A 23,129-nucleotide genomic window follows, 5' to 3' on the forward strand; every position below is an offset into this window, starting at 1 on the left:
CCGGTCGCTCGACCCTGTGATGTGCTTGCGCGTGATGAACATGGTGCGGGCGAGTGTATAGCGGAGCCATACTTCAGCCCGCGAAGGCGCCGTTGTTGCGCCACGAATACGGAGACAGACATGCGTGCATTCATCTTCGCGGCCCTGTTGGCCGCCAGCAGCCTGGGCGGGGGAACCGCCCGGGCCGAAACGGTCGAAGTGGCCAACGTGAAATACGAGACGGCGCTGGACCTGGCCGGCCAGAAGCTGGTGCTCAACGGCGCTGGCGTGCGCTACAAGTTCGTCGTCAAGGTCTACACGGCGGGCCTGTACCTGACGGGCAAGGCCGGCACGACGGCCGAGGTGCTGGCGGCCCCCGGCCCCAAGCGCATCCACATCCACATGCTGCGCGACATCGACGGCAACGAACTGGGCAAGCTCTTCACCAAGGGCATGGAGGCCAACGTGTCGCGCGACGAGTTCGCCAAGTCCATCAACGGCGTGCTCAAGCTCAGCGAGATCTTCGCCAGCCGCAAGCAGCTCAACAACGGCGACACCTTCACCGTCGACTACGTGCCGGGCATCGGCTCGACGCTGCTGCTCAACGGCAAGAACGTCATGCCCGAGCCCATCAAGGAGCCCGAGTTCTTCGCGTCGCTGCTGCGCATCTGGCTGGGCGAAAAGCCGGCCGACGACGGGCTGAAGGACGCCCTGCTCGGCGTCAAGCGCGAAAAGCGCCGCTGAACTCGTCCAGCCGTTCGACGTGCTGCTCGGCCCGCACGGCGCGGATGTCCTCGCCGTGGTTGTAGCCGTAGGTCACCAGCACGAGCGGGCAGCCGGCCGCGTGCGCCGCCTCGGCGTCGTTGCGGGAGTCGCCCACCATCCATGTCGCTGAAGGCGGCGTGCCCAGGGCCTCGCAGGTCTTGAGCAGCGGCAGCGGGTCGGGCTTCTTGCGCGCAAACGCGTCGCCGCCGAAGACGTGCTGGAAGTAGCCGTCCAGCCCCTTGCGCCTGAGCAGCTCGCGCGCGGGCACGCCGGGCTTGTTCGTCAGCACCGCCAGCGGCAGCCCGCGTGAACGCAAGGCCTGCAGGCCTTCGATGACGCCTGGATAGACCGCCGCGTGCGCGCCGTTGATCTCGGCGTAATGCTGTTGGTAGAGCCCCCAGGCGCGGTCGAACAGGCTCGCCTGCGCGCCCACCTCGGCCAGCGTTGCGCGGACCAGGTGCTCGCCGCCGCGGCCAATCGTGCGCTCGACAAAGCCCCGCTGCACCGCCGGCAGGCCCAACTCGGCGAGCACTTGGTGCAAGACCGCGACGAAGTCACCCAGCGTGTCGATCAGCGTGCCGTCCAGGTCGAGGATGCAGGCCCGTGGTGACGCGTGCGCCGTCGTGTTGTTGGCATTGATTTCAGCCATGCGCCTCCAGCCAGCCGCCGGAGAAGCCAGCAGCCGCCAGGCCTTTGCGCAGTGCACTGCACTTTTTCATCAGTCGCCAGATGAGCTGGCTGCGGTGGTTTTCGATCATCAGTACCGTCGGGCCTTCGTTGATGCCGAAATGGTAAGGCGACACCCAGCCGATGCCGTTGTCCAGCTCCTCGCGGTAGACGGGATTGAACGAGGCCTTGAACCCATACGGGTTGGGCACGTCGACGTGCAGCGCGGCCATGTGCGTGATCGTCGGCGCGACGATTTCAGGCGCAAAGCACAGCGACGCCGCCACCGCCCAAGGCGCGACGGTGCCGTCGTCGGGCCCGTAAGGCGCGCCGCGGGCCACGTAGTCGTAGAACACGCGCTCGACGCCATTCACCTTCTTGGTCAGCGTGCCCGGCCCGTCGCTGGCGCTGATGCCCCAGCACAGCGCCCCGCTGTGTTTGAAGCCCTGCGGGTTGTGGATCGCGTACTGCTGCTGCACCAGCGTCGCGCGGCGGCTGTTCTCGAAATAGTCGCAGTCGTGCTTGCGCATGAACTGGTCTCGAATGCCGCGCATGTCGCACCAGATGTGCGACATCTGGTGAATGAACAGCGGCCCGGCGTACAGCAGATCGATGCCGTAGATCGACTTCCACGCATAGGTGTTGCACCAAGCGTCGTAGCAGCGCGCATCGATGGGGTGGGTGGGCGAGCCGAGCGCCAGCAGGTACAGGATCAGCGCCTCGTCGTAACCCTCCCAGCGGTACGCCAGAAAGCCGCTCTCCGGCTTCCAGCCATGGCAGACGGTGTCGCCGCCGTGCAGCATCCAGGCCCAGTCGATGCGCTCGTAGAGATGCTTCACCAGCGCGCGGATTTCGACTTCGTCGGCGGCGTCGCCGTCAAAGTATTCGCCGGCCGCGAGTGCACCGGCAATCAGCAGCGCCGTGTCGATGCTCGACAGCTCGCACCGCCACGCGCGCCGGCCCGTTTGCATGTGCAGGAAGTGGTAGTAAAAGCCTTTGTAGCCGGTCGCCTCCGGGGAGTCGCTCTGCTCGCTGGCGGCCAGAAACCGCAACGTCGCCAGCGTTCTGTCGATGGCTTCACTGCGCTCGATGAAACCGCGCTCGACGCCGACGGGATACGCCGTCAGGGCCATGCCGACGGCGGCAATGCTGGCGGGCCAGTCCGACGCCGTCTTGTCGAGCACCAGGCCATTGGCCGGATTCACCTCGTTGACGAAGTAGTCGAACGAATTCCGCTGCAGCCGGCGCAGCGTGCGCGCATCCAGCGAGTTGTCTTCGGCACAGCTCTTCATGCGTCCATCCATTGAATGTCGAGTTGATTCACCGATTGCGGCGCGAGTGTCAGGCGAACGGTGAGCACCGACTCACCGGCTTCGAAAGGCACCGGTTCTGAGGCGACTTCGGAGGCAGACACCAGCGCGGCAACCTGGGCCTGCGAGGGATAGGCCGGCGCGCCCATCTCGTGCCAGGCACGCTCGGGGTTGGCGTGCTCGGCATCGATGCGCTTGAGCGTCACCGCGCGGGGCTTGCGACCGCTGGCATGAGACAGGCGCAGCGTGACCTGCTCGGCGGCAATGGGGTGCCGCGGCAGGGCCTGGTTGATCAGCACGACGCGGCTCGACGGCGAGGCCTCGGTGCCCGCGCCCACCCACACCGCGACGGTGGCGTGTTCGCCCGTCACGTCGATCTGTCGGTCGCCGAGCGCCCGCAGCATCTGCATGGCGCGGTAGATGGGCTTGGGCACGCCATACAGGTTCATCATGCCGAAGCCGCCGTGGAAGGGTGCGCTCGGAAAGTAGTTCTCTTCGAAGATGTCCGTGAACGTCCAGTAGCTGTAGCCATCGACCACATCGTCCACGCTCATGACGATGCGCGTGGCGAGCGCCGCAGCAAACGAGCTGTCGTGAAACGGGTCGCGCGGGTTAGAGCTGATGCTCCATTCGGTGTAGTACAGCGGCAGCGTGCCGGCCACGGCGCGCGCCTCGCTGGCCCGCTGGCGCATGACTCCAGGCGGGGAGTGCTCGAGTTGGGTGATGGTGTCGGAGTCGATGGCGCCGAAGGGGTCGGTCGGGTAGTAGTGCGTGCTGACGAAATCGAATGGCACGTCTTTGCGTTTGCAATACGCAGTGAAGTCGTCCAGCCACCCATTGCCCGCCGTGACCGGGCCGCCGACCTGCAGGCGCGCATCGACCTGTTTGATGGCCTGCGCGGTGGCGCGGTAGAGCGCAAAGTAGTCGGCCTGGTCGCCCGTCCAGAAGGCCTTCAGATTGGGCTCGTTCCAGCACTCCATCGGCCAACTGGCGACTTCGTCGATGCCGTAGCGCTCGACCCAGTGCGACACCAGCCGGCGTATCAATTCGGCCCATGCGTCCAGGTCCTTGGGCGGCGTGATATTGCCCTGGTAGTGGAAGACGATGTCGCCGCCGGACGAGAGCGTGCGCGGCATGAAAGACAACTCCACCACCGGCTTCATGTTGATCGAGAGCAGGAAATCGAAGATCCGGTCGGTGTTGAAGAACGAATACAGCGGCTGATCGTTCTGGCAGATCAGCGTGCCCATGTCATCGTCGAGGATGCCGTGAAAGCGCACGTACTTGAAGCCTAGGTCACGTTGTGCCTGCGCCAGTTGGGCCTGCCAATCGGCGCGCAGTGCCAGCGTGGCATGGCCACTGCCCACGCACCACTGCCAGGGTTGACGCAGTGCCCGCGACGGCGCCGTCAGGTCGGCGGCAAAGCGTGCGTTTGAAACGGAATCGGTCATGCTCGAAGGGCTCCGTGATGGCCAACGCCTGAATGCGACTCAGGCAACGGGTGGAGAGAACAGGAAGGCGAGTGCGAGGAGTGCATACACACCGATGAGCAGCACGCCCTCGAACCAGGTCGTCTCGCCGTCAGCAGGAGCAGCAAAGGAATGGCGTGCGCGCGCAGGTTCACGGCAATGGCCAGTCATACAGCCCTGGGCGCCGGGGTGGCGCCGGGCGTATGAATGGAGCTGAGTCATTCATTGCCGCCAGTGTGGTCGATTCCACCGTGCCCAATGCAGGGCGCGGGCCAGGACCGGGCCAAGTCCTACAAGCGGCTCGGTCTGGGCCTACGACGGCCCCAGGCCTCACTTCCTATCGTCGATACAGGCGTCGCGCGGTGCGGGGTCAGCCCCATCCGCCGTGCCTCAGCAAGCTGAGCTGGCGGTCAACGAGGAGTGCAGCGCCCCATGGACACCCGCCGCCGTTTTTCATTTGCCGGAGTCGCTGGCGTGTTGGCCGCTGTCTTGCTGCTCGCCGGCCTGGCGCTGGGGTTGGGGGGGCTCTGGTTGATCACGCTGGGCGGCAGCCTCTACTACGCGCTGCTGGCCGCCGCGCTACTCGCCTGCGGGGCCCTGCTGCTGCGGCGCAGCCCGCTGGCGCTGTGGGTGTTCGCGCTGGCCCTCATGGGCACGCTGGCCTGGGCCTTGTGGGAGGCGGGCCTGGATTGGTGGCCACTGGCCGCGCGGCTCGACGTGCTCTTCGTGCTGGGCTTGCTGCTGCTCACGCCCTGGGTGCGCCGAGGGCTTGACGATGGGCGTGCCAGCGCGGGCGATGCGATCCAGCGCGGCGGGCGCAGGGCCTTGGCGTTGACGCTGGCACTGGTGGCACTCGTGTCTGTGGCCTCGTGGACGCAGGACGCGCATGACATTGCTGGCAGCCTGCCGCCGTCGCAGGGCGCGTTGCTGGCCGTCGGCGAACCGGTGCGCGGCGTGCCGCCCGGCGAATGGCATGCCTACGGGCGCACGGGCTATGGGCAACGCTACTCACCGCTGGCTCAGTTCACGCCGGCCAATGTGGACAAGCTGCAGGTCGCCTGGCATGCGCACACCGGCGACCTGCGCGGTCAGCCGGGCGATCCGGTCGAGACCACCGACGAGGTCACGCCCTTGAAGGTCGGCGACCGCCTCTTCCTGTGCACGCCGCACCAGCTCGTCATCGCGCTGGACGCGACCACCGGCGCGGAAGTCTGGCGCTACGACCCCAAGGTCCGGCAGTCTGACCTGGCGCTGCAACACCTGACCTGTCGCGGCCTGTCCTACCAGCCAGCGCCCGCCGCGGCGCCACAGGCTAGCGCCGTTGCGCCGCCCGGCGACGCCGCTGCGGATTGCAGCGCCAAGCTCTTCATGCCCACGGCGGACGGCCGCCTGATCGCCCTCAACCCCGCCACCGGGGCGCTATGCAAAAGCTTCGGCGGCGGCACTGGCCAGATCGACCTGTGGGCCAACATGCCCAACAAGCGGCCCGGCGCCTACTACTCGACGTCACCGCCGGTCGTGACCGCGCAGCTCGTCATCATCGGCGGCAGCGTGCTCGACAACGTCTCGACGCACGAACAGTCCGGGGTCGTGCGCGCTTTCAACCTCGACACCGGCGCGCTGGTCTGGAACTGGGACTCCGGCAACCCCGACGCCACCGAGCCGATCGCGCCCGGCGCCCACTACACCGTCAACTCGCCCAACAGCTGGTCCATCTCCAGCGTCGATGAAGCCCTCGGCCTCATCTACGTGCCGCTGGGCAACCAGCCGCCGGACCAGTGGGGCGGCAACCGCAGCGCGGTGGTGGAGCGCTTCACCTCGGCGGTGGTGGCGCTGGAGCTGGCCACGGGCAAGCTGCGCTGGGTCTACCAGACCGTGCACCACGACTTGTGGGACTACGACGTGCCCGCCCAGCCCAGCCTGATCGACCTGCGCATCGGCGGCGCGACGGTGCCGGCGCTCGTGCAGCCCACCAAACAGGGCGAGCTCTTCGTGCTCGACCGCCGCACCGGCCAGCCGCTGTTGCCGGTGACCGAGACCGCTGCGCCGCAGGGGGCCGCGCAGGGCGACCGCGCCGCGCCGACGCAGCCCAAGTCCGCGCTGTCCTACGAGCCGCCGCGCCTGACGGGCCGCGACATGTGGGGCGCCACGATGTTCGACCAGCTCTCCTGCCGCATCGCCTTCCACCGCCTGCGTTACGACGGCCGCTTCACGCCGCCCTCGGTACAGGGCTCGCTGGTCTACCCCGGCAACTTCGGCGTCTTCAACTGGGGCGGCATTGCTGTGGACCCGCAGCGGCAGATCGCCTTCACCACGCCCACCTACCTCGCCTTCGTGTCGCGCCTGGTGCCGCGCCCCAATGACACCGCGCTGATGGTGCAAGCCGACGGCCCGCCCAAGGGCACGCTGCCGGCGCTGAACGAGAACTTCGGCGCGCCCTTTGCCGCCAAGTTGGGGCCGTTCACGTCGCTGCTGGGCCTGCCCTGCCAGGCGCCGCCCTGGGGCTACGTGGCCGGCGCCGATCTGGCCACCGGCAAGATCGCCTGGCAGCACCGCAACGGCACGGTGCGTGACCTCTCGCCCATCCCGCTGCCCTTCAAGATGGGCGTGCCCAACCTGGGCGGCCCGCTGCTCACCGCCGGCGGCGTGGCCTTCCTGTCGGGCAGCCTGGACGACTTCGTCCGCGCCTACGACGTGAGCACCGGCCAGCAACTGTGGGAGGCCCGCCTGCCCGCCGGCGGCCAGGCCACGCCGATGACCTACACCGGCCGCGACGGCCGCCAGTACCTGCTCGTCGTCGCTGGCGGGCATGGCTCCACTCACACCAAGGCGGGCGATTCCGTCATTGCCTACGCCCTGCCGCACTCATGAGCACAAACGCTGTCGACAAGATTCTTCAGGGCCAGCCCGCGTTGGTCACGGGCGCTAACTCGGGCATCGGCCGCGCCGTCGCGATAGGGCTGGCGCAAGCCGGGGCGGATGTGGTCGTCAACTACATCAGCCACCCGGAGGCGGCCGACGAAGTCGTGGCGCAGATCCGTGCCGGCGGTGGCCGCGCGCTGGCCATCAAGGCCGACGTCAGCCGCGAGGATGAAGTCGAGGCCATGTTCGAGCGCGCCATCGCCGAGTTCGGCACGCTGCACATCACCGTCTGCAACGCGGGCCTGCAGCGCGACGCGCCGTTTCACAGCATGACGCTGGAGCAGTGGCAGACCGTCATCAGCGTCAACCTGACGGGCCAGTTCCTGTGCGCGCGGGCCGCCGTGCGCGAGTACCTGCGCCGGGGTGTGGTGGACGGCGTTTCGCTCGCCGCCGGCAAGGTCATCCACATGAGCTCCGTGCACGAGGTGATCCCGTGGGCGGGCCACGCCAATTACGCCGCCTCCAAGGGCGGCGTGATGCTGTTGATGAAGAGCCTGGCGCAAGAGGTGGCGCCCGCGCGCATCCGCGTCAACGCCATCGCGCCGGGCGCCATCCGCACGCCGATCAACACGGCCGCCTGGTCCACCCCGGCGGCCTACGACGACCTGATGAAGCTGGTGCCCTACCGGCGCATCGGCGAGCCCGAGGACATCGCCCGCGCGGCCGTGTGGCTGGCCAGCGATGCGTCGGACTACGTCACCGGCACCTCGCTGTTCGTCGACGGCGGCATGACCTTGTTCCCTGGCTTCGCGAGCGGCGGCTGAGCATGGCGGCCGACCATTACGACCTCATCGTCGTCGGCAGCGGCCCGGGCGGCAGCGCGCTGGCGCAGCGGCTGGCGCCCAGCGGCAAGCGCATCCTCATCCTCGAACAGGGCGGCTACCTGCCGCGTGAGACGGCCAACTGGAGTTCCAGCGAGGTCTTCGTGCACGGCCGCTACCAGGCCGAAGAGACCTGGTACGGCGCGGCGGGCGAGGCCTTCCACCCCGGGCTGCACCGCTACGTGGGCGGCAACTCCAAGGTGTACGGCGCCGCGCTGCTGCGCTTTCGGGAGCGCGACTTCGAGGCGGTGCAGCACGTCGACGGCGTCTCGCCGGCCTGGCCGCTGCGCTACGAGCATTTCGCGCCCTGGTACGACGAAGCGGAGCGCCTCTTCCACGTGCACGGCCAGCGCGGTGAAGACCCCAACGAGCCGGCCGGCGCCGGCCCGTTCCCGCACCCGCCGGTCAGCCACGAGCCGCGCATCGCCGCGCTGCACGAGCAGTTCGCCCGGCAAGGCCTGCATCCCTTTCACCTGCCCTTGGGCGTGTTGCTCGACGAGGTCGACGGCCAGCCCGCGCGCACCAGCAAATGCATCCGCTGCGACGCCTTCGACGGCTTTCCCTGCCCGCTCGGCGCCAAGGCCGATGCGCAGGTCGTCTGCATCGACCCGATGCTGGCGGCCCACCCCGACGTCACGCTGCTCACGCATGCCCGCGTCGACCGGCTGGAGACGGACGCGTCGGGCCGCCGCGTGAGTGGGGTCTGCGTCACCCGGCAAGGGCTGCGCGCCGGCCAGGTTGAGCGGTATTCGGCCGACGTCGTCGTCGTCGCCTGCGGCGCGCTCAGCTCGGCCCTGCTGCTGCTGCGCTCGGCCTCGGCGGCGCACCCGAACGGCCTGGCCAATGGCTCGGACCAACTCGGCCGCAACTACATGCGGCACAACCAGTCGGTGCTGATGGCGCTGGCGCGCGAGGCGAACGACACGGTCTTCCAGAAAACGCTGGCGGTGAGCGACTTCTACTTCGGCGCGCCCGACTGGCCGCACCCGCTGGGGCTGATCCAGATGTGCGCCAAGTCCCACCCCGACCAGATCCGCGCCGAGGCGCTGCCCGCCTGGCTGGAATGGCTGCCCGACACGCCATTCGAAGTCATGGCCCGCCACTCGATGGACTTCTGGCTGTCCAGCGAAGACCTGCCCCGGCCCGAGAACCGCATCAGCATCGGCGCTGACGGCCGCGTCACGCTCGCCCTCACGCCCAACAACCTGGAGGCGCACGTGCGCCTCAAGGAGAAGCTGAAGGAGATCCTGCGCGACACCGGCACCCACCCGCACCTGATGGAGCGCAGCCTCTACTTCGGCAAGAACATCCCGCTCGGCGGCACGGCGCACCAAGCTGGCACCGCGCGCTTTGGCACCGACGCGCGCGACTCGGTGCTCGACCTCGACTGCAAGGCCCACGAGCTGGACAACCTCTATCTGGCCGACGCCAGCTTTTTCGTCTCCAGTGCGGCCGTGAACCCAACGCTCACGCTGGTGGCCAACGCACTGCGCGTGGCCGACCGCGTGGGCGAGCGGCTGGGCATCGCACCCGGCCGGCCGGGCCGTGTGGAGGTGCGCGCGTGATGCATGCCATGCCCTGGGCCGACACGCTCGCACGCGTGCTGCTGGTGGGCATGTTCCCGTTCAGCGCGCTCGACAAGCTGCTGCACTGGTCCGCCGCCAAGAAGCAGGCGGCGTCGTCCTTCCCGCCCGGCGCGGCGGGCATGGTGGTCGCCGCGATGCTGCTGGAAGTGGCCGCGCCGGTGTGCATCGTGGCGGACTGGCACGCACGCGTTGCGGCGCTGCTGCTGGCCGGGTTCTGCGTGGTCACCGCGCTGCTGTACCACCCGTTCTGGCGCGAGGGCGACTTCTGGGCCCAAGGCGACAGCGTCGACCGCACCCACTTCTGGGACTTCACCAAGAACTTCGGTCTCGCCGGCGGCCTGCTGCTGGTGGCCCTCGGCGCCGGGCTGGCGCCGCTGACCTGACTCACTTCGACTGCCCACCATGAGCTCCTCCTCCGACCCCACCTCACCCCCTCGCACCGCCTACTGGCATTTGTGGACCGATGCCGACGGCGTCAGCCACCAGACGCGCTGCGAGCTGACCGCCTTCGAGCAGGCCCAGGTCGGTAACGCCGCGCCGCAGTGGAACGATGCCCAGGCGCGCGGCGAGTCCACCGTCGTGTTCACCGTGCAGCCGGTGGGCTGGGTGGGCGACTGGCACGAGAACCCGGCGCCGCAGTGGATCGTGCCGCTGTCGGGCCGCTGGTGGGTCGAGGCGATGGACGGCACGCGCATCGAGATGGGCCCGGGCGAGCTGTCGCTGGGCGAAGACCAGCACTGCGTGGCCGATGCCCAGGGCCGCAAGGGCCACCGCTCGGGCACCGTAGGCGACGAACCCGCGCACCTGATGACGGTGCAGCTGCACGTGGCGCCCGTCGGCTCGCCCTGCAGCCGTAAGTGAAGGCCCGGCGATGAGTGACGCCGCCGGCCTGCTGCCCAGCGCCATCCCCGGCGTCATCTCGGCGCGGCCGGTGCACTGCGACATCGTCGACCCGCGCTTTCGCGCCTTCGTGCTGCCTAATGCCTGGCTGGAGACGCTGGCCAATGACTGCCGCTGGCTGGAAGGCCCGGTCTGGTTTGCCGACCACGAGATGCTGCTGGTCAGCGACGTGCCCAACGACCGCCTGCTGCGCTGGACGGCGGCGGGCGGCACGCAGGTGCAGCGCCAGCCCGCAGGCTTCCCGAATGGCCATACGCGTGACCGTGAAGGCCGGCTCATCACCTGCTCGCACGGCCACCGCCACGTGGCGCGCACCGAGCCCGATGGCCGCCTGACCGTGCTGGCCGACCGCTTCGACGGCCAGCCGCTCAATGGGCCAAACGACGTCGTCGTCAAGCGCGATGGCAGCATCTGGTTCACCGACCCGCACTACGGCATTGCGTCCGACTACGAAGGTCACAAAGCCGCGCCGCAGCTGCCGCCCTCGGTCTACCGGATCGACCCGGTGAGTGGTGCGCTGACGCGCGTGGCGGACGACTTCGACGGCCCCAACGGCTTGTGCTTCTCGCCGGACGAAAAGCAGCTCTACGTGGCCGAAAGCGGCACCCAGTTCGCCGCCACGCCGCAGCGCCATATCCGCGTGTTCGACGTCGACGAGGGCGGCGGCCGGCTCGGCCATGGCCGCGTCTTCCACGTCGTGGCGCCTGGCTATGCCGATGGCTTTCGTTGCGACAGCGACGGCAACCTCTGGACCGGCGCGGGCGACGGCGTGCATTGCCTGCACCCATCCGGCGCGCTGCTGGGCCGCATCCACCTGCCCACGGCCGTCGCCAACCTGTGCTTTGGTGGCCCGCAGCGCAGCCGGCTGTTCCTGTGCGCCGGGCGCGAGCTGCATGCGCTGACGGTCAATGTGCGGGGCTGCCAATGGCCGTGACAACCGAGCTAACTGAACGGTCGGTGGCAGCCGACCTGGGCTGGCGCATCGCGGCCCTGCGGCGGCCGGTGAGCGAGTTGCGTCGGTCGATGGCGTTCTACACGCGAGGCCTCGGGTTTGTCGCCGACGCACCTGCAGAAGCGGGCCGCGCGCTGATGCGGCTGGGCGAGGAATGCATCGAGCTGGTGGAGCAGCGCACACCACAGGCAGCGCAGTGGCCGCCAGGCCCCGACGTGCGCTTCCAGCACGCCGCCATCGTCGCCGCCGACATGGCGGCGGCGTTCGAGCGGCTGGCGCGCCTGTCACCGCGCGCGATCTCGCGCCACGGGCCGCAGCGCCTGCCCGCCGCAGCCGGCGGTGTGCAGGCCTTCAAGTTCTTCGACCCCGACGGCCATCCGCTGGAGTTGCTCGCCTTCCCGCCCGGCACCGGCAAGGCACGCTGGCAGGCCGGCAGCGGCGCGGGGCCGACGCTGGGCATCGACCACTTCGCCCTCAGCGTGAGCGACGTGGCGCGCAGCATCGCCTTCTACGAGCACACGCTCGGCCTGACGCTCGCGGCGCGGCAGACCAACCGTGGCCCGGAACAGGCCTGGCTCGATGGGCTGGACGGCGACGGCGTCGTGGTCGACGTGGTCGCGATGGCGTCGGCCGTGCCGGGCACACCGCATGTGGAGCTGCTCGGCTACCGCCAGCCCGCGCCGCGCACGCACGAATCGCTCAACCCGCCTGCTGCGGTGGACTGCCTGCTGTTCGAGCGCGAGGCGGGGCCGGCCACGCCTGCAGACCGGGCCGGCGCCGTGTTCGCGCGCGACCCCGATGGCCACGCGTTTGCCTGCGCGCCCACGGGGGTGCGGCCATGAGCGGCTGGCGCACCGGCGTGCTCGACCCGCAGGGCCCGGTGGCTGCGGCCGAGCACAGCATCCTGATGAATGCGACGCTGGTGATGCTGGCCGTGGCGGTGGTGGTCATCGTCGCGACGCTGGCGTTTGCGTGGTGGTTCCGCGAGGGCAATGTGCATGCGCGGCGGCGGCCGCAGTGGGCGTATTCGGGGCCGATCGAAGTCACCGTGTGGGCTATCCCGGTGCTGATGGTGATGTTCCTGGGCGGCCTGGCCTGGATCGGCTCGCACCAGCTCGACCCGCAGCGGCCCATCGACGCGCCGCAGCCGCCGCTGGACGTGCAGGTGGTGTCGCTGGACTGGCAATGGCTGTTCATCTACCCCGCGCAGGGCATCGCCAGCCTCAACCGGCTCGTCGTGCCGGCGGGCCGGCCGCTGCGGCTGCGGCTCACGTCGGCCAGCGTGATGAACAGCTTCTTCGTGCCGCAGCTCGGCAGCCAGATCTACACCATGCCCGGCATGACGACCACGCTGCACCTGTTGGCCGGCCGGCCCGGCAGCTACGCCGGCCTGTCGGCGCAGTTCAGTGGCGACGGCTTCTCCGACATGCGCTTCGACGTGCTCGCGCTCAGCCCGCCCGAGTTCGAGCGCTGGCAGGCCAGCACGCAGGCCGGCCCGGGCCGGCTCGACGCCGCGCGCTACGCGGTCTTGGCGCAGCCGGCTGCCGCGTCGGGCCCGGCCAGCTTCGGCAGCGTGGCCCCGCAGCTGTTCGAGTCCATCGTCGCGGCGGTGGGGCCGGTGTGTGCCGCTTCGGCACCCGTAGCCCGGGGGAGCCTCTGATGTGGGGCCGGCTGAGCTGGGACGCCATTCCCTGGCATCAACCCATCCAGATGGCGGCCAGCGGCCTGGTGCTGGCGTCGCTGCTGGCGGTGCTGGTGCTGATCACGGCCAAGGGCTGGTGGGGCCCGCTGTGGCGCGACTGGATCACCAGCGTCGACCACAAGCGCATCGGCGTGATGTACGTGCTGCTGTCGCTGGTGATGATGCTGCGCGGCTTCATCGACGCGTTGATGATGCGGTCGCAGCTCGCGCTGGCGGCCGGTGGCGCGGCGGGCTATCTGCCGCCCGAGCACTACAACCAGATCTTTAGCTCGCACGGCACGATCATGATTTTTTTCGTCGCCATGACCTTCATGGTCGGGCTGATGAACTTCGTCGTGCCGCTGCAGATCGGTGCGCGCGACGTGGCCTTTCCAGTGATGAACTCCGTTAGCTTCTGGCTCACGGCGGCGGGCGTGCTGCTGGTCAACCTGTCGCTGGTGGTGGGCGAATTTGCGCGCACCGGCTGGCTGGCCTACCCGCCGCTGTCGGAGCTGGCCTTCTCGCCGCAGGTGGGGGTGGACTACTACCTGTGGGCGCTGCAGATCGCCGGCGTCGGCACGCTGCTGTCGGGCATCAACCTCACCACGACCCTCCTCAAGCTGCGCGCGCCGGGCATGGGCTACGGCCGCATGCCCATCTTCTGCTGGACGGCGCTGGCCGCCAACCTGCTGATCATTGCCGCCTTCCCCATCCTCACCGCCACCTTCGGCATGCTGCTGCTGGACCGCTATCTCGGCTTCCACTTCTTCACCAACGAGCTGGGCGGCAACGCCATGATGTACGTCAACCTCATCTGGGCCTGGGGCCACCCGGAGGTTTACATCCTGATCCTGCCGGCCTTCGGCGTGTTCTCCGAAGTCATCAGCACCTTCAGCCGCAAGCCGGTGTTCGGCTACCGCTCGATGGCGGCGGCGACGATGGCGATCTGCGTGCTGTCCTTCCTGGTCTGGCTGCACCACTTCTTCACGATGGGCGCGGGGGCCGACGTGAACGGTTTTTTCGGCGTGATGACGATGATCATCGCCATCCCCACGGGCGTGAAGATTTTCAACTGGCTGTTCACGATGTACGGCGGCAGCCTGCGCTTCGAGCCGCCCATGCTGTGGGCCATCGGCTTCATCGTCACCTTCGTCATCGGCGGCATGAGCGGTGTGCTGCTGGCCGTGCCGCCCATCGATTTCGTGCTGCACAACAGCCTCTTCCTGGTGGCGCACTTCCACAACGTCATCATCGGCGGCGTGCTGTTCGGGGCCTTCGCCGGCTACAACTTCTGGTTCCCCAAGGCCTTCGGCTTCACGCTTGACGCGCGGCTGGGCAAGGCCGCGTTCTGGTGCTGGTTGGTGGGCTTCTACCTGGCCTTCATGCCGCTGTACCTGCTGGGCCTGATGGGCGCGACGCGGCGCATGCAGCACTACGCCGACACCGGCTGGCAGCCGCTGATGGTGGTGGCGCTGGCCGGCGCGGTGGTCATCCTGTGCGGCATCGGCTTCACCGTGGCGCAGCTCGTCGTCAGCATCCGCACGCGCGAGCAGCGGCGCGACCACAGCGGCGACCCCTGGAACGGCCGCTCGCTGGAATGGGCGACCGCGTCGCCGCCGCCGGCCTGGAACTTCGCGGTGCTGCCGCAGGTCGGCGGGCTCGACGCGTTCTGGCAAGCCAAGCAGGACGGCACGGGCGAACTGCCGCGAGCGGAGGGCGGCGCAGGCGACCGCTTGACGGTGCCGCGCCCGAGCGCGCTCGGCGTCGTGCTCGCCTTCTTCGCCTCGGTGGCGGGGTTCGCTGCGGTCTGGCACATCGGCTGGCTGGCATTGGTCGCGCTCGCCGGTGGCTTGGTGGCCTGGCTGGCGCACGCCTGGCGCACCGAGCATGACGAGCCGGCGGGTGAGGCCGCCACGGCATGAGCGCGCAAGCAACCAGCAGCAGCCTGTCGCCGCACGAGGCGGTGCCGCCGTCGCAGCGGGGGCCGGCATCGCGGCGCATCGTCGTCGGCTACGGTTTCTGGCTCTTCCTGCTGAGCGACATCATCATGTTCGCGGCGCTGTTTGCGGCCTACGCCGTGCTGTCGCACCGCACGGCGAGCGGCCCCGGCGGCGCGCAGCTGTTCCACCGCGGCCACACGTTGGCAGAGACCGGCGCGCTGCTCGCGTCGACCTTCAGCTGCGGCATGTTGTCGCTGGCAACTCGGGCGCGCAGCCAGCGCTGGCTGTACGTCAGTGCGCTGTTCACCTTCGGGCTGGGCGCCGCCTTCGTCACGCTGGAGCTGGGTGAGTTTTCCGACCTCATCGCTGCCGGCGCCGGGCCGGGTCGCAGCGCCTTCCTGTCGGCCTTCTTCGCGCTGGTGGGCCTGCATGGCCTGCATGTGGCAGCGGGCCTGCTGTGGCTGGTGGTGATGGCCGCGCAGGTGGCCACGCTGGGCCTGCGGCCGATGGTGACGCGCCGGCTGCACTGCTTCAGCCTGTTCTGGCACGCGCTGGGCATCGTCTGGATCGGCGTGTTCACCATCGTCTACCTGGGCGCGCGATGACCGACGAAATCGACCAGCGCCACGCCGGCTCCGAGGGCGAGGACGAAACCCCCGGCGAGACGCCCGAGCTGCGCACCGCCGTCGCCAAGTACCTGGCCGGCCTGCTGATCTCGGTCGCGCTGACGCTGGCCTCGTTCTGGGTCGCGGGCGGCGCTGCCGTGTGGGGGCCGGGCATCGACGTGCTGCTGGCGGCCCTCGCGGTGGGCCAGATGGGCGTGCACCTGGTGTTCTTCCTGCACCTGTCCAGCGGCCCCGACAACACCAACAACATCCTCGCGCTCGCCTTCGGTGTGTTCGTCGTGGCGCTGCTCGTGTTCGGCTCTCTCATCATCATGGCCAACCTCGATGCCCACATGGTGGCGCCCGAGGTCCCGCTGCAAGGGCAGCGCTGAGCGGACCTGATCTGCAGTGATGGCTTAGCGCCCGGCCCACGCAGCGCTGAGCATCAGCGTGGCGAGAAAGGCGCTGGTCGCCACCATCAACAGCATGGGCCGCCAGCCGGCGCTGGCCAGGTGGGGGAAGGAGGTCTTCATGCCCAGCCCCGCCACGCCCAGCATCAGGCAGGCGCGGGAGGCCTGGTTGAGGGTCTGTTGCAGCGGCTGCAGCAGGCCCAGCGAGTTCAGCAGCGCCAGGGCGATAAAGAGCCACAGGAAGCCCGGCACCAGCGTGCCGACGCGTGCCTGCCACGACGCGGGCGCGGCGCGTGCGCCCCGGCAGCTGAGCGCCACGCCCATCACGACGGCGGCGAGCAGGCTCACGCGCAGCAGCTTGACGAGCGAGGCCGCGTCGCCTGCGGCCGGCGAGAGGGAGTAGCCGGCCACGACGACCTGGGCCACGTCGTGGATGCTGCCGCCGATGAAGAGGCCGGCCGCAGCGGGTGACAGCTGCAGGTAGCGTGCGATCAGCGGGTAGGCCACCATCGCCACGGTCGACAGCAGCGTGGCCATCACCGCGATGACCAGCGCGTGGCGCTCGGTGGGCGTCTCGCCGTCCTTCGCGCGCGGCAGCACGGCCGCGATGGCGAGCGCGGCCGAGGCGCCGCAGATGGCGGTGGCGCCGCCGGCCAGCACGCCCAGCGTCCACGGCAGGCGCATCACCTTGGCCAGCCACCAGCCGCACAGCAGCGTGCTGGCCACCGCGCCGATGACGATGAGCACCGTCGGCCAGCCCAGGCCGGCGATCTGCGCCCAGGTGATGCGCGCGCCCAGCAGGCCCACGCCCAGGCGCAGCAGCGTGCGGCTGCAGAAGTCCACACCGGGGGCCGTGCGGCTCTCCAGGCTCTGGTGATGCAGGGCCACGGCGAACAGCAGCGCGTACAGCATGGGCGGGCCCTGATAGAGCTCCGCGACGAAGGAGGCCGCGAGGGCGATCAGCACGCACAGCGCCCAGCCCGGCCACAGGCGCCGCACGGTCTGTGCGGGCGCCTCCAGGAAAGCGATCAGGAAGGCTGCCCTGGCTTGCATGACGGCCTACTTCTCGACGAAAGCCCGCTCGATGACGAACTCCCCCGGCGTGCTCATATTGCCCTCGGTCATGCCGAGTTCGACGAACAGCGCGCGGGTGTCGCGCAGCATCTCGGGGCTGCCGCACAGCATGAAGCGGTCGTCCGCCTTGCTCATCGGCGGCAGGCCGATGTCGCTGAACAGCTTGCCGCTGGCCATGAGCGTGGGGATGCGGCCCTGGTTGCGGAAGGCCTCGCGCGTGACGGTCGGGTAATAGATGAACTTCTGCTTCACCTGCTCGCCGAAGTACTCGTTCGCCGGCATCTCGCGGTTGATGACCTCGTCATACGCCAGCTCGCTGACCTGGCGGCAGCCGTGCACGAGGATGACCTTGTCGTACAGCTCGTAGACCTCGGGGTCGCGCACCATCGCCATGAAGGGCGCCAGGCCGGTGCCGGTGGACAGCAGGTAGAGGTGGCGGCCGGGCCGCAGGTTCTGCGTCAAGAGCGTGCCCGAGGCCTTGCGGCCGATCTGCAGCGTGTCGCCGGCCTGGATGTGCTGCAGGCGCGACGTGAGCGGGCCGTCGGGCACCTTGATGCTGAGGAATTCGAGCGTGTCCTCCAAATGCGGGCTGACGACGCTGTAGGCCCGCATCAGCGGCCGGCCGTCGACGATGAGGCCGATCATCGTGAACTGGCCGCTCTGGAAGCGAAAGCCCGGGTCGCGGGTGCAGGTGAAGGAGAACTGCCGGTCGGTCCAGTGGCGGACGTTCAGCACGGTGGCGTCGAAGAGGGCGCTCATGCGGGGAGATCCTCGAAAAGTTCGTTCAGATAGGGCCAGGGGTAGATGCCCCGGTCGTGGCCGTCGCTGAACACCAGTTGCACGCCCATCTCGCCGATGGGGTTGATCTGGGTCAGCGCCGTTTGTGCCGGTGCCGTGAGCGGGTTGCCGTCGCGCCGCCGCTTCTCGCAGGCCGAGCACTTGCAGGCTTCGCGCAGGCTCCGGGCCGTGAGCCTGGCGCGGCGGCCGCCCACCCAGCCCAGCTCCAGCATGCGGCTGGCCTCGTGCCAGACCAGCTCGGTGGGCACGGCTGCGGTGGCGCTCATACGAGCTGCCCCACGCCCTGCGGGCCGACCTCGGTGCACAGGCCCGAGAGGCCGCCGTCCTTCAGCTCGCCGCCCATGGCGGCGATGCTTTCCTCGCGGATCAGGCCCTTGATCTGCCGCACCATGGCGGCGAACTCGGGCGACGCGGTCATCTCCGCCGTGCGCGGGCGTGGCAGCGGCACGGTCAGCTCGGCCTTGATGCGCCCGGGGCGCGCGGTCATCACGTAGACGCGGTCGGACAGGAACACCGCCTCGTCGATGTCGTGCGTGATGAACAGCACCGAGAGGCGCAGGCGCTGCCACATATTGGTCAGGATCTCCTGCATCACCACGCGGGTCTGCGAATCGAGCGCGCCGAAGGGCTCGTCCATCAGCAGCACCTGGGGGCTGGTGGCCAGCGCCCGCACGATGCCCACGCGCTGCTTCATGCCGCCCGAGAGCTGGTCGGGGTAGTGGTTCTCGAAGCCGAGCAGGCCGGCCAGACCGAGCAGCGTGCGCGCCGTCGTCTCGCGCTTGCTTGGCGCCACGCCCTGCATCTTCAAGCCGAACTCGACGTTCTTGCGCACCGACATCCAGGGGAACAGCGAGTACTGCTGGAACACCACACCGCGGTCGGAGCCGGGGCCGGTGATCTTGCGGCCGTCGAGCAGGGCCGCGCCCTGCGTGGCCTGGCTGAAGCCGGCCACCACGTTGAGCAGGGTCGACTTGCCGCAGCCCGAGGGGCCGATGATGGAAACGAACTCGCCCGGCGCGACGTGCAGCGACACATCGCTGACCGCGTGCACCCGTTGCTGCGCGCTGCCGAAGGTCATGCTGAGGTTGCGCACCTCGATGTGGCCGCTGGTGATGGCCGTCGTGGTGGCAGTCATGACCGGCCCCCTGCCTTGGCGAATTCAAGCCAGGGCATCTGGAACTTGCCGGCCAGGCGGATGAGCCAGCTGCACGCCAGCCCCAGCACGCCGATGGTGATCATGCCGAGCACGATGTCGGAGTAGGCGATCAGCGAATAGGCTTCCCAGGTGAAGTAGCCGATGCCGAACTGCCCCGAGATCATCTCGGCGGCAATCAGCGACACCCAGGCCACGCCCATGCCGACGGCCAGGCCGGTGAAGATCTGCGGCATGGCACCGGGCAGCACGACATGCCACATCAACTGGGGCTCGCGGGCGCCCAGGCATTGACCGGCGCGCAGCAGCACCGCATCCACCGCCTGCACGCCGCTCACGGTGTTGAGCAGGATGGGGAAGAAGGCGCCGATGAAGGTGATGAAGACGATGCTCACTTCGTTGTCGGGCCACAGCATGATGGAGATGGGCACCCAGGCAATGGCCGGGATGGGGCGCAGCGCCTCGAACGCGGGGAAGAGCAGTTCGTGCATGCGCCGATAGCGCCCGATCACCAGGCCCAGCCCAACGCCCGCGACGCCGGCCAGCGCGAAGCCGATGAAGATGCGGCGCAGGCTCATGCCGATGTTGGTGATGAACTTGCCGTTGCTGCCGGCCTGCAGCACCGACTGCCAGACATCGGCCGGCGTCGGGATGTTGCTGAAGCGGATGTAGAAGTCGAGCCGGTAGGTGGTGGCCACATGCCAGAACAGCACCATGCCGCCCAGCGAGCAGGCGGCCAGCACGGCGGCCAGCCCATGCCGGCGGCACTGTTCGGCGCACCATCCGGTGAACGCTCCGGCGAAGGATCTGCCCGCCTTGCCGGGGCGCGGCGCGGCCTCGGTGGGCGGGCGCTCAGGCGGCGCGATCTGGGCCGCAGGGCTCACCACCACTTCGCGCAGGTGGGGTGGCGGCAAGGGGGCCCCGGTTGGGGCCGGCAGGGCGGTTTCGCCGACATCGAAGACGACGTCCTGGATGCGGCGCAGTGGTGCAGTCGACATGGCGGGCTCCGGCTGGGGTGGGCTCAGAACGACACGGCCGCGACGGCCAGCGCGTCGGCGTAGCTGGCCACCTTGCCGCCGATCTTGGCGGCGTGGGCTTCGGCGTCCTTCTTGAGCAGGAAGGGCACGATCACCGGCTTCTTGGCATCGCTGGCGTTCACGGCGTAGAAGGCCTTGTCGGCGAACACCTTGATGCCCAGCGCCTGGTCGATCAGGTAGGCCACGCGAACCTTCTTGCCGGCGGCCTCCAGCTTGGCGATGGCGCCCAGGGTGCACAGCGGCGAGGCGTGCGGCTCGACGCCGACGCCGTCGATCCAGACCTCACCCGCTTCCTTGGGATGGGCGATCGGCGTCTTGCACAGCTTGTCGGTGCCGGTGATGTCGAAGAGGGCCATCGACTGCTTCTGCGCCTCGTAGTCGAGCTTGAGCTGCTTGAAGGCTTCGCGCACATAGGTCTCGTTCACCCAGGCCTTGATGTCCAGGGGCTTGACCCGCTTGAGCTCGGTCAGCACGCCGTGGCCGATCTTGATGGTCTCCAGCCAGCGCGGCTTGATGGTCGGGTCCAGCGTGTGGATGCCGCCCGGGCCGAGGTAGAGATAGGCCACTTCCTTCTCGATCTTGGTCCACTCCTCGATCTTGGTGACGGCGTTCACCGGGTCGGCCTTGAACCAGGCGTTGGCCTCCATCAGCGCGCGGATGTAGGCGACGACGACCTCGGGGTACTCCTCGGCAAAGTCCTTGCGCACGATGACGCCGTGGAAGGTCGGCACGCCGGTCTGCACGCCGTCGAAGATCTTGCGTGCGAAGCCGCGGTAGGGCAGCAGGTCGGCGAAGGGCACGAAGTCGGCGTGGGCGTCGATCTTCCTTTCCTGCAGGTTGGTGGTGCCCACCTCGGGGCTCTGGCTCACCAGCGAGAAGAAGTCGGGCGGCAGGCCGCGCGACTGCAGCGCCTGCAACACCATGCCGTGCGCCGCCGAACCGAAGGGCACCGACACGAGCTTGCCCTTGAGGTCGGCCAGCTCGAAATAGGGCGAGTCCTTGTGCACCACGATGCCGTTGCCCGAGCCGAAGGCGTTGTAGGCGATGGTGGCGATCAGCTGGGTCTCGTTGCCAGGCTGCGACTGGCCCGTCGCGCCGGCGACCAGCAGCGGGTAGTCGCCCATCATGCCGATCTGCAGCTTCTTGGCCATCAGGCCGTTGATGATGGGCGGGCCCGAGGTGGCGTTCTGCCAGTCGAGCTTGAACTCGATGTCCTTGTACTTGCCGGTCGTCGGCAGGTACTTCTCGATCAGCTTCATCTCCTTGAGCACGACGCCGCCGGTGACAGTGTTGGTGGTGGTGTTCTGGGTGCCGATGCCGATGGTCACCACCTCCTTGGCCAGCACCTGCAAGGGCCAGCCGGCCAACAGCGCGGCGCCGAGGGCCAGGCACCGCAGGCGCTGGCGGGCGGTATCGGGAACATGCGAGAGCGTTCGGAAGTCCATCTCAATCTCCTGGCAGTCGGGTTCGGTTCAGGGAGGCGTTGCGCAAGAACGGTGCCCGGCGCATGGCTTGGCGGGTTTCAGACTTGTTCGGCGCTTTCGGTCAGCAGCGCGCGTTTGTGCGCTTGGCCGGCCCAGTGCTCGGCATCGGGCAGGGGCTCCTGCGCGGCGGTGATGAGCGGCCACTGCGCGGCGAGGCGGCGGTTCAGCTCGGCGTACTCGCGGTGCTCGGGCGCCAGGTCCTTGGCGTCGAAGATGGCTTCCACCGGGCACTCGGGCACGCAGACACCGCAGTCGATGCAGGCCTCGGGGTCGATGACGAGGAAGTCGGGCCCCTCGTGGAAACACTCCACGGGGCAGGCGGCGACGCAGTCGGTGTACTTGCAGCGGATGCAAGCCTCTGTCACGACAAAGCTCATGCGGCACCCCCGTTCATCTGGATCGTTGCGAGCGCCAGCTTGGACAGCTTGCGCACGTCCGGGTCGGGGTCGCGCAGCGTGCGCTCCAGCGGCGTGATGGCGCGCGGGTCGCCGATCTCGCCCAGCGCAATGACTGCTTCCTTGCGCAGGTTGCTCAACGGATGGATGAGGGCCTCCACCAGCGCCATCACGCCGTCGCGCGCCTTGAGTTTGCCCAAGGAACGCGCGGCCTTTACGCGCACCTGCCAGTACTCGTCCTCCATGGCGCGCACCAGGTGGGGCACGCCGAGCACCGAGCCGGTTCGGGCGACGGTGGTGGCGGCCTCCTCGCGCACCTGCCACTCGGGGTCGGTGAGGGCGCGGCTCAACGCGGGCAGCACGCTCAACGCTGCCGCGTTGTTGGCGAAGCTCAGCGCGCCGATGGCGACGCGGCGCACTTCGGCATCGGTGTCATGCGCGGCGATCTCGGTCAGCGAGCCGATCGCCTGCGGGTTCTTCAGGTAGCCCAGCACGCCGACTGCCGCGCGGCGCACGCGGGCGTCGGCATGCGCCAGCGCCTGCACGGCGGGCTCGAAAGCGGCGTCCACGCGCAGGGCCTTCACCGCCTGCAGCGCGGCGGCCTGCACTTCGGGGTCGGCATCGGCCAGGTAGGGCAGCAGTGCGGCGGCGGAGGCCGGCTCCTTCAGCTCGGCCAGCGTGTAGGCGACGGCGGCGCGCACATCGGCGTCGGCGTCCCTCAGCAGCGGTGCAATGGCTGCCAGCACCTCGGGCTCCTCGAAGCCTTCGAGGGCCTTGGCGGCTTCAAGCCGCACGGTCGCGTCGGCATCCGACAAGGCCGCGATCAGCAGCGGCGCGATGTCGTCTTCCTCGTCGGTGTAGGGCAGATCGATGACGGCGATGCGGCGCACGCCTGCGTCGGGGTTGCGGAGTCGGTCGTGGATGGTGGCCATCGTGTTCACCTCACGAGATAGGGGATGTCGACGCGCACGGCGCCGGTGGGGCAGTCCTTCTCGCAGGGCATGCAGTACCAGCATTCATCGAACTTCATGAACGCTTTGTTCTTCGTCAGGTCGATGGCCAGCACGTCGAGCGGGCAGACGTCCACACAGACGGTGCAGCCCTTGTCGGCGATGCATTTGTCCTCGTCGATGACGACGGGGGCTTGGGTGCGGGTGATGGCGATGGTCATGTTGAATTCCT

24 protein-coding genes are annotated in these 23,129 nt (G+C 69.0%); 12 read left to right on the forward strand and 12 right to left on the reverse strand.

Annotated elements, in window-relative coordinates; genetic code table 11:
* Nucleotides 1–120: 120 nt before the first annotated feature.
* Complete coding sequence (locus tag ABIS05_RS17425) at nt 121–723, forward strand: chalcone isomerase family protein (protein WP_348010539.1); 603 nt, start codon at nt 121–123, stop codon at nt 721–723.
* On the opposite strand, the gene gph is transcribed toward ABIS05_RS17425, so the two are convergent.
* Genes gph through ABIS05_RS17440 form a run of 3 tightly spaced genes read right to left on the reverse strand, consistent with a single transcriptional unit; the run spans nt 701 to nt 4,171 of the window.
* Nucleotides 701–1,393, reverse strand: a complete 693-nt coding sequence (gph, locus tag ABIS05_RS17430; protein WP_348010540.1) for a phosphoglycolate phosphatase — start codon at nt 1,391–1,393, stop codon at nt 701–703. The genes ABIS05_RS17425 and gph overlap by 23 nt on opposite strands.
* Complete coding sequence (locus tag ABIS05_RS17435; RefSeq protein WP_348010541.1) at nt 1,386–2,702, reverse strand: glucoamylase family protein; 1,317 nt, start codon at nt 2,700–2,702, stop codon at nt 1,386–1,388. Before ABIS05_RS17435 ends, gph begins: the two co-directional genes overlap by 8 nt.
* On the reverse strand, nt 2,699–4,171 hold the full coding sequence (locus ABIS05_RS17440) for a GH39 family glycosyl hydrolase (RefSeq protein ID WP_348010542.1): 1,473 nt from the start codon (nt 4,169–4,171) through the stop codon (nt 2,699–2,701). The genes ABIS05_RS17435 and ABIS05_RS17440 overlap by 4 nt, the downstream gene beginning before the upstream one ends.
* Before the next feature lie 450 nt (nt 4,172–4,621).
* Here ABIS05_RS17440 and ABIS05_RS17445 point away from each other — a divergent pair, with 450 nt between their 5' ends.
* The 11 genes from ABIS05_RS17445 to cyoD are packed head-to-tail and all read left to right on the forward strand — an operon-like array spanning nt 4,622 to nt 15,988.
* Nucleotides 4,622–7,060, forward strand: coding sequence for a membrane-bound PQQ-dependent dehydrogenase, glucose/quinate/shikimate family (locus tag ABIS05_RS17445; protein ID WP_348010543.1), 2,439 nt, complete (start codon nt 4,622–4,624; stop codon nt 7,058–7,060).
* Entirely contained in the window at nt 7,057–7,875 is an 819-nt protein-coding gene (locus ABIS05_RS17450) for an SDR family oxidoreductase (protein ID WP_348010544.1), read from the forward strand. The genes ABIS05_RS17445 and ABIS05_RS17450 overlap by 4 nt, the downstream gene beginning before the upstream one ends.
* Nucleotides 7,876–7,877: 2 nt before the next feature.
* Complete coding sequence (locus tag ABIS05_RS17455; RefSeq protein WP_348010545.1) at nt 7,878–9,497, forward strand: GMC family oxidoreductase; 1,620 nt, start codon at nt 7,878–7,880, stop codon at nt 9,495–9,497.
* Nucleotides 9,497–9,901, forward strand: a complete 405-nt coding sequence (locus ABIS05_RS17460; protein ID WP_348010567.1) for a DoxX family protein — start codon at nt 9,497–9,499, stop codon at nt 9,899–9,901. Before ABIS05_RS17455 ends, ABIS05_RS17460 begins: the two co-directional genes overlap by 1 nt.
* 19 nt (nt 9,902–9,920) lie before the next feature.
* Nucleotides 9,921–10,379 carry a cupin domain-containing protein gene (locus ABIS05_RS17465; protein ID WP_348010546.1) on the forward strand — a complete coding sequence of 153 codons (459 nt, stop codon included), beginning with the start codon at nt 9,921–9,923 and terminating at the stop codon, nt 10,377–10,379.
* A gap of 10 nt (nt 10,380–10,389) precedes the next feature.
* Entirely contained in the window at nt 10,390–11,352 is a 963-nt protein-coding gene (locus ABIS05_RS17470; protein WP_348010547.1) for an SMP-30/gluconolactonase/LRE family protein, read from the forward strand.
* Between the two features lie 23 nt (nt 11,353–11,375).
* Nucleotides 11,376–12,212 carry a VOC family protein gene (locus ABIS05_RS17475; RefSeq protein ID WP_348010548.1) on the forward strand — a complete coding sequence of 279 codons (837 nt, stop codon included), beginning with the start codon at nt 11,376–11,378 and terminating at the stop codon, nt 12,210–12,212.
* The gene (gene cyoA / locus ABIS05_RS17480; RefSeq protein WP_348010549.1) at nt 12,209–13,030 is read left to right on the forward strand and encodes a ubiquinol oxidase subunit II; all 822 of its coding nucleotides are present in this window, start codon (nt 12,209–12,211) and stop codon (nt 13,028–13,030) included. Before ABIS05_RS17475 ends, cyoA begins: the two co-directional genes overlap by 4 nt.
* Nucleotides 13,030–14,973, forward strand: coding sequence for a cytochrome o ubiquinol oxidase subunit I (cyoB, locus tag ABIS05_RS17485; protein ID WP_348010550.1), 1,944 nt, complete (start codon nt 13,030–13,032; stop codon nt 14,971–14,973). The genes cyoA and cyoB overlap by 1 nt, the downstream gene beginning before the upstream one ends.
* On the forward strand, nt 14,970–15,596 hold the full coding sequence (locus ABIS05_RS17490; protein WP_348010551.1) for a cytochrome c oxidase subunit 3: 627 nt from the start codon (nt 14,970–14,972) through the stop codon (nt 15,594–15,596). The genes cyoB and ABIS05_RS17490 overlap by 4 nt, the downstream gene beginning before the upstream one ends.
* Complete coding sequence (gene cyoD, locus ABIS05_RS17495) at nt 15,593–15,988, forward strand: cytochrome o ubiquinol oxidase subunit IV (RefSeq protein ID WP_348010552.1); 396 nt, start codon at nt 15,593–15,595, stop codon at nt 15,986–15,988. Before ABIS05_RS17490 ends, cyoD begins: the two co-directional genes overlap by 4 nt.
* A gap of 24 nt (nt 15,989–16,012) precedes the next feature.
* Here cyoD and ABIS05_RS17500 read toward each other — a convergent pair whose 3' ends face one another.
* The 9 genes from ABIS05_RS17500 to ABIS05_RS17540 form a co-directional block, all read right to left on the reverse strand.
* Nucleotides 16,013–17,059: a putative sulfate exporter family transporter gene (locus ABIS05_RS17500; RefSeq protein WP_348010553.1), complete on the reverse strand. Its 1,047-nt coding sequence runs from the start codon at nt 17,057–17,059 to the stop codon at nt 16,013–16,015.
* 6 nt (nt 17,060–17,065) lie between these two features.
* Nucleotides 17,066–17,839: a ferredoxin--NADP reductase gene (locus ABIS05_RS17505; RefSeq protein ID WP_348010554.1), complete on the reverse strand. Its 774-nt coding sequence runs from the start codon at nt 17,837–17,839 to the stop codon at nt 17,066–17,068.
* On the reverse strand, nt 17,836–18,144 hold the full coding sequence (locus ABIS05_RS17510; protein WP_348010555.1) for a DUF971 domain-containing protein: 309 nt from the start codon (nt 18,142–18,144) through the stop codon (nt 17,836–17,838). Before ABIS05_RS17510 ends, ABIS05_RS17505 begins: the two co-directional genes overlap by 4 nt.
* Nucleotides 18,141–19,013 (reverse strand): ABC transporter ATP-binding protein, encoded by an 873-nt coding sequence (locus tag ABIS05_RS17515; protein WP_348010556.1) that lies wholly within the window; start codon nt 19,011–19,013, stop codon nt 18,141–18,143. The genes ABIS05_RS17510 and ABIS05_RS17515 overlap by 4 nt, the downstream gene beginning before the upstream one ends.
* The gene (locus tag ABIS05_RS17520; protein WP_348010557.1) at nt 19,010–20,029 is read right to left on the reverse strand and encodes an ABC transporter permease; all 1,020 of its coding nucleotides are present in this window, start codon (nt 20,027–20,029) and stop codon (nt 19,010–19,012) included. The genes ABIS05_RS17515 and ABIS05_RS17520 overlap by 4 nt, the downstream gene beginning before the upstream one ends.
* A gap of 23 nt (nt 20,030–20,052) precedes the next feature.
* Complete coding sequence (locus tag ABIS05_RS17525; protein WP_348010558.1) at nt 20,053–21,513, reverse strand: ABC transporter substrate-binding protein; 1,461 nt, start codon at nt 21,511–21,513, stop codon at nt 20,053–20,055.
* Between the two features lie 77 nt (nt 21,514–21,590).
* A complete protein-coding gene (gene fdxA, locus ABIS05_RS17530; protein ID WP_348010559.1) occupies nt 21,591–21,929 on the reverse strand; it encodes a ferredoxin FdxA in 339 nt (112 codons plus the stop codon).
* Nucleotides 21,926–22,879: a HEAT repeat domain-containing protein gene (locus ABIS05_RS17535; protein WP_348010560.1), complete on the reverse strand. Its 954-nt coding sequence runs from the start codon at nt 22,877–22,879 to the stop codon at nt 21,926–21,928. Before ABIS05_RS17535 ends, fdxA begins: the two co-directional genes overlap by 4 nt.
* Before the next feature lie 5 nt (nt 22,880–22,884).
* Nucleotides 22,885–23,118 (reverse strand): ferredoxin family protein, encoded by a 234-nt coding sequence (locus ABIS05_RS17540; protein WP_056269581.1) that lies wholly within the window; start codon nt 23,116–23,118, stop codon nt 22,885–22,887.
* Nucleotides 23,119–23,129: the final 11 nt, after the last annotated feature.

Source organism: Roseateles sp. (genome assembly GCF_039929605.1).
Taxonomy (GTDB): Bacteria; Pseudomonadota; Gammaproteobacteria; order Burkholderiales; family Burkholderiaceae_C; genus Pelomonas.

Bases quoted from the DNA above. Each gene is read 5' to 3' on its own strand.
- ABIS05_RS17425 (WP_348010539.1), top strand. From the start codon at position 121: ATGCGTGCATTCATCTTCGCGGCCCTGTTGGCCGCCAGCAGCCTGGGC.
- gph (WP_348010540.1), bottom strand. From the start codon at position 1,393: ATGGCTGAAATCAATGCCAACAACACGACGGCGCACGCGTCACCACGG.
- ABIS05_RS17435 (WP_348010541.1), bottom strand. From the start codon at position 2,702: ATGAAGAGCTGTGCCGAAGACAACTCGCTGGATGCGCGCACGCTGCGC.
- ABIS05_RS17440 (WP_348010542.1), bottom strand. From the start codon at position 4,171: ATGACCGATTCCGTTTCAAACGCACGCTTTGCCGCCGACCTGACGGCG.
- ABIS05_RS17445 (WP_348010543.1), top strand. From the start codon at position 4,622: ATGGACACCCGCCGCCGTTTTTCATTTGCCGGAGTCGCTGGCGTGTTG.
- ABIS05_RS17450 (WP_348010544.1), top strand. From the start codon at position 7,057: ATGAGCACAAACGCTGTCGACAAGATTCTTCAGGGCCAGCCCGCGTTG.
- ABIS05_RS17455 (WP_348010545.1), top strand. From the start codon at position 7,878: ATGGCGGCCGACCATTACGACCTCATCGTCGTCGGCAGCGGCCCGGGC.
- ABIS05_RS17460 (WP_348010567.1), top strand. From the start codon at position 9,497: ATGCATGCCATGCCCTGGGCCGACACGCTCGCACGCGTGCTGCTGGTG.
- ABIS05_RS17465 (WP_348010546.1), top strand. From the start codon at position 9,921: ATGAGCTCCTCCTCCGACCCCACCTCACCCCCTCGCACCGCCTACTGG.
- ABIS05_RS17470 (WP_348010547.1), top strand. From the start codon at position 10,390: ATGAGTGACGCCGCCGGCCTGCTGCCCAGCGCCATCCCCGGCGTCATC.
- cyoA (WP_348010549.1), top strand. From the start codon at position 12,209: ATGAGCGGCTGGCGCACCGGCGTGCTCGACCCGCAGGGCCCGGTGGCT.
- cyoB (WP_348010550.1), top strand. From the start codon at position 13,030: ATGTGGGGCCGGCTGAGCTGGGACGCCATTCCCTGGCATCAACCCATC.
- ABIS05_RS17490 (WP_348010551.1), top strand. From the start codon at position 14,970: ATGAGCGCGCAAGCAACCAGCAGCAGCCTGTCGCCGCACGAGGCGGTG.
- cyoD (WP_348010552.1), top strand. From the start codon at position 15,593: ATGACCGACGAAATCGACCAGCGCCACGCCGGCTCCGAGGGCGAGGAC.
- ABIS05_RS17500 (WP_348010553.1), bottom strand. From the start codon at position 17,059: ATGCAAGCCAGGGCAGCCTTCCTGATCGCTTTCCTGGAGGCGCCCGCA.
- ABIS05_RS17505 (WP_348010554.1), bottom strand. From the start codon at position 17,839: ATGAGCGCCCTCTTCGACGCCACCGTGCTGAACGTCCGCCACTGGACC.
- ABIS05_RS17510 (WP_348010555.1), bottom strand. From the start codon at position 18,144: ATGAGCGCCACCGCAGCCGTGCCCACCGAGCTGGTCTGGCACGAGGCC.
- ABIS05_RS17515 (WP_348010556.1), bottom strand. From the start codon at position 19,013: ATGACTGCCACCACGACGGCCATCACCAGCGGCCACATCGAGGTGCGC.
- ABIS05_RS17520 (WP_348010557.1), bottom strand. From the start codon at position 20,029: ATGTCGACTGCACCACTGCGCCGCATCCAGGACGTCGTCTTCGATGTC.
- ABIS05_RS17525 (WP_348010558.1), bottom strand. From the start codon at position 21,513: ATGGACTTCCGAACGCTCTCGCATGTTCCCGATACCGCCCGCCAGCGC.
- fdxA (WP_348010559.1), bottom strand. From the start codon at position 21,929: ATGAGCTTTGTCGTGACAGAGGCTTGCATCCGCTGCAAGTACACCGAC.
- ABIS05_RS17535 (WP_348010560.1), bottom strand. From the start codon at position 22,879: ATGGCCACCATCCACGACCGACTCCGCAACCCCGACGCAGGCGTGCGC.
- ABIS05_RS17540 (WP_056269581.1), bottom strand. From the start codon at position 23,118: ATGACCATCGCCATCACCCGCACCCAAGCCCCCGTCGTCATCGACGAG.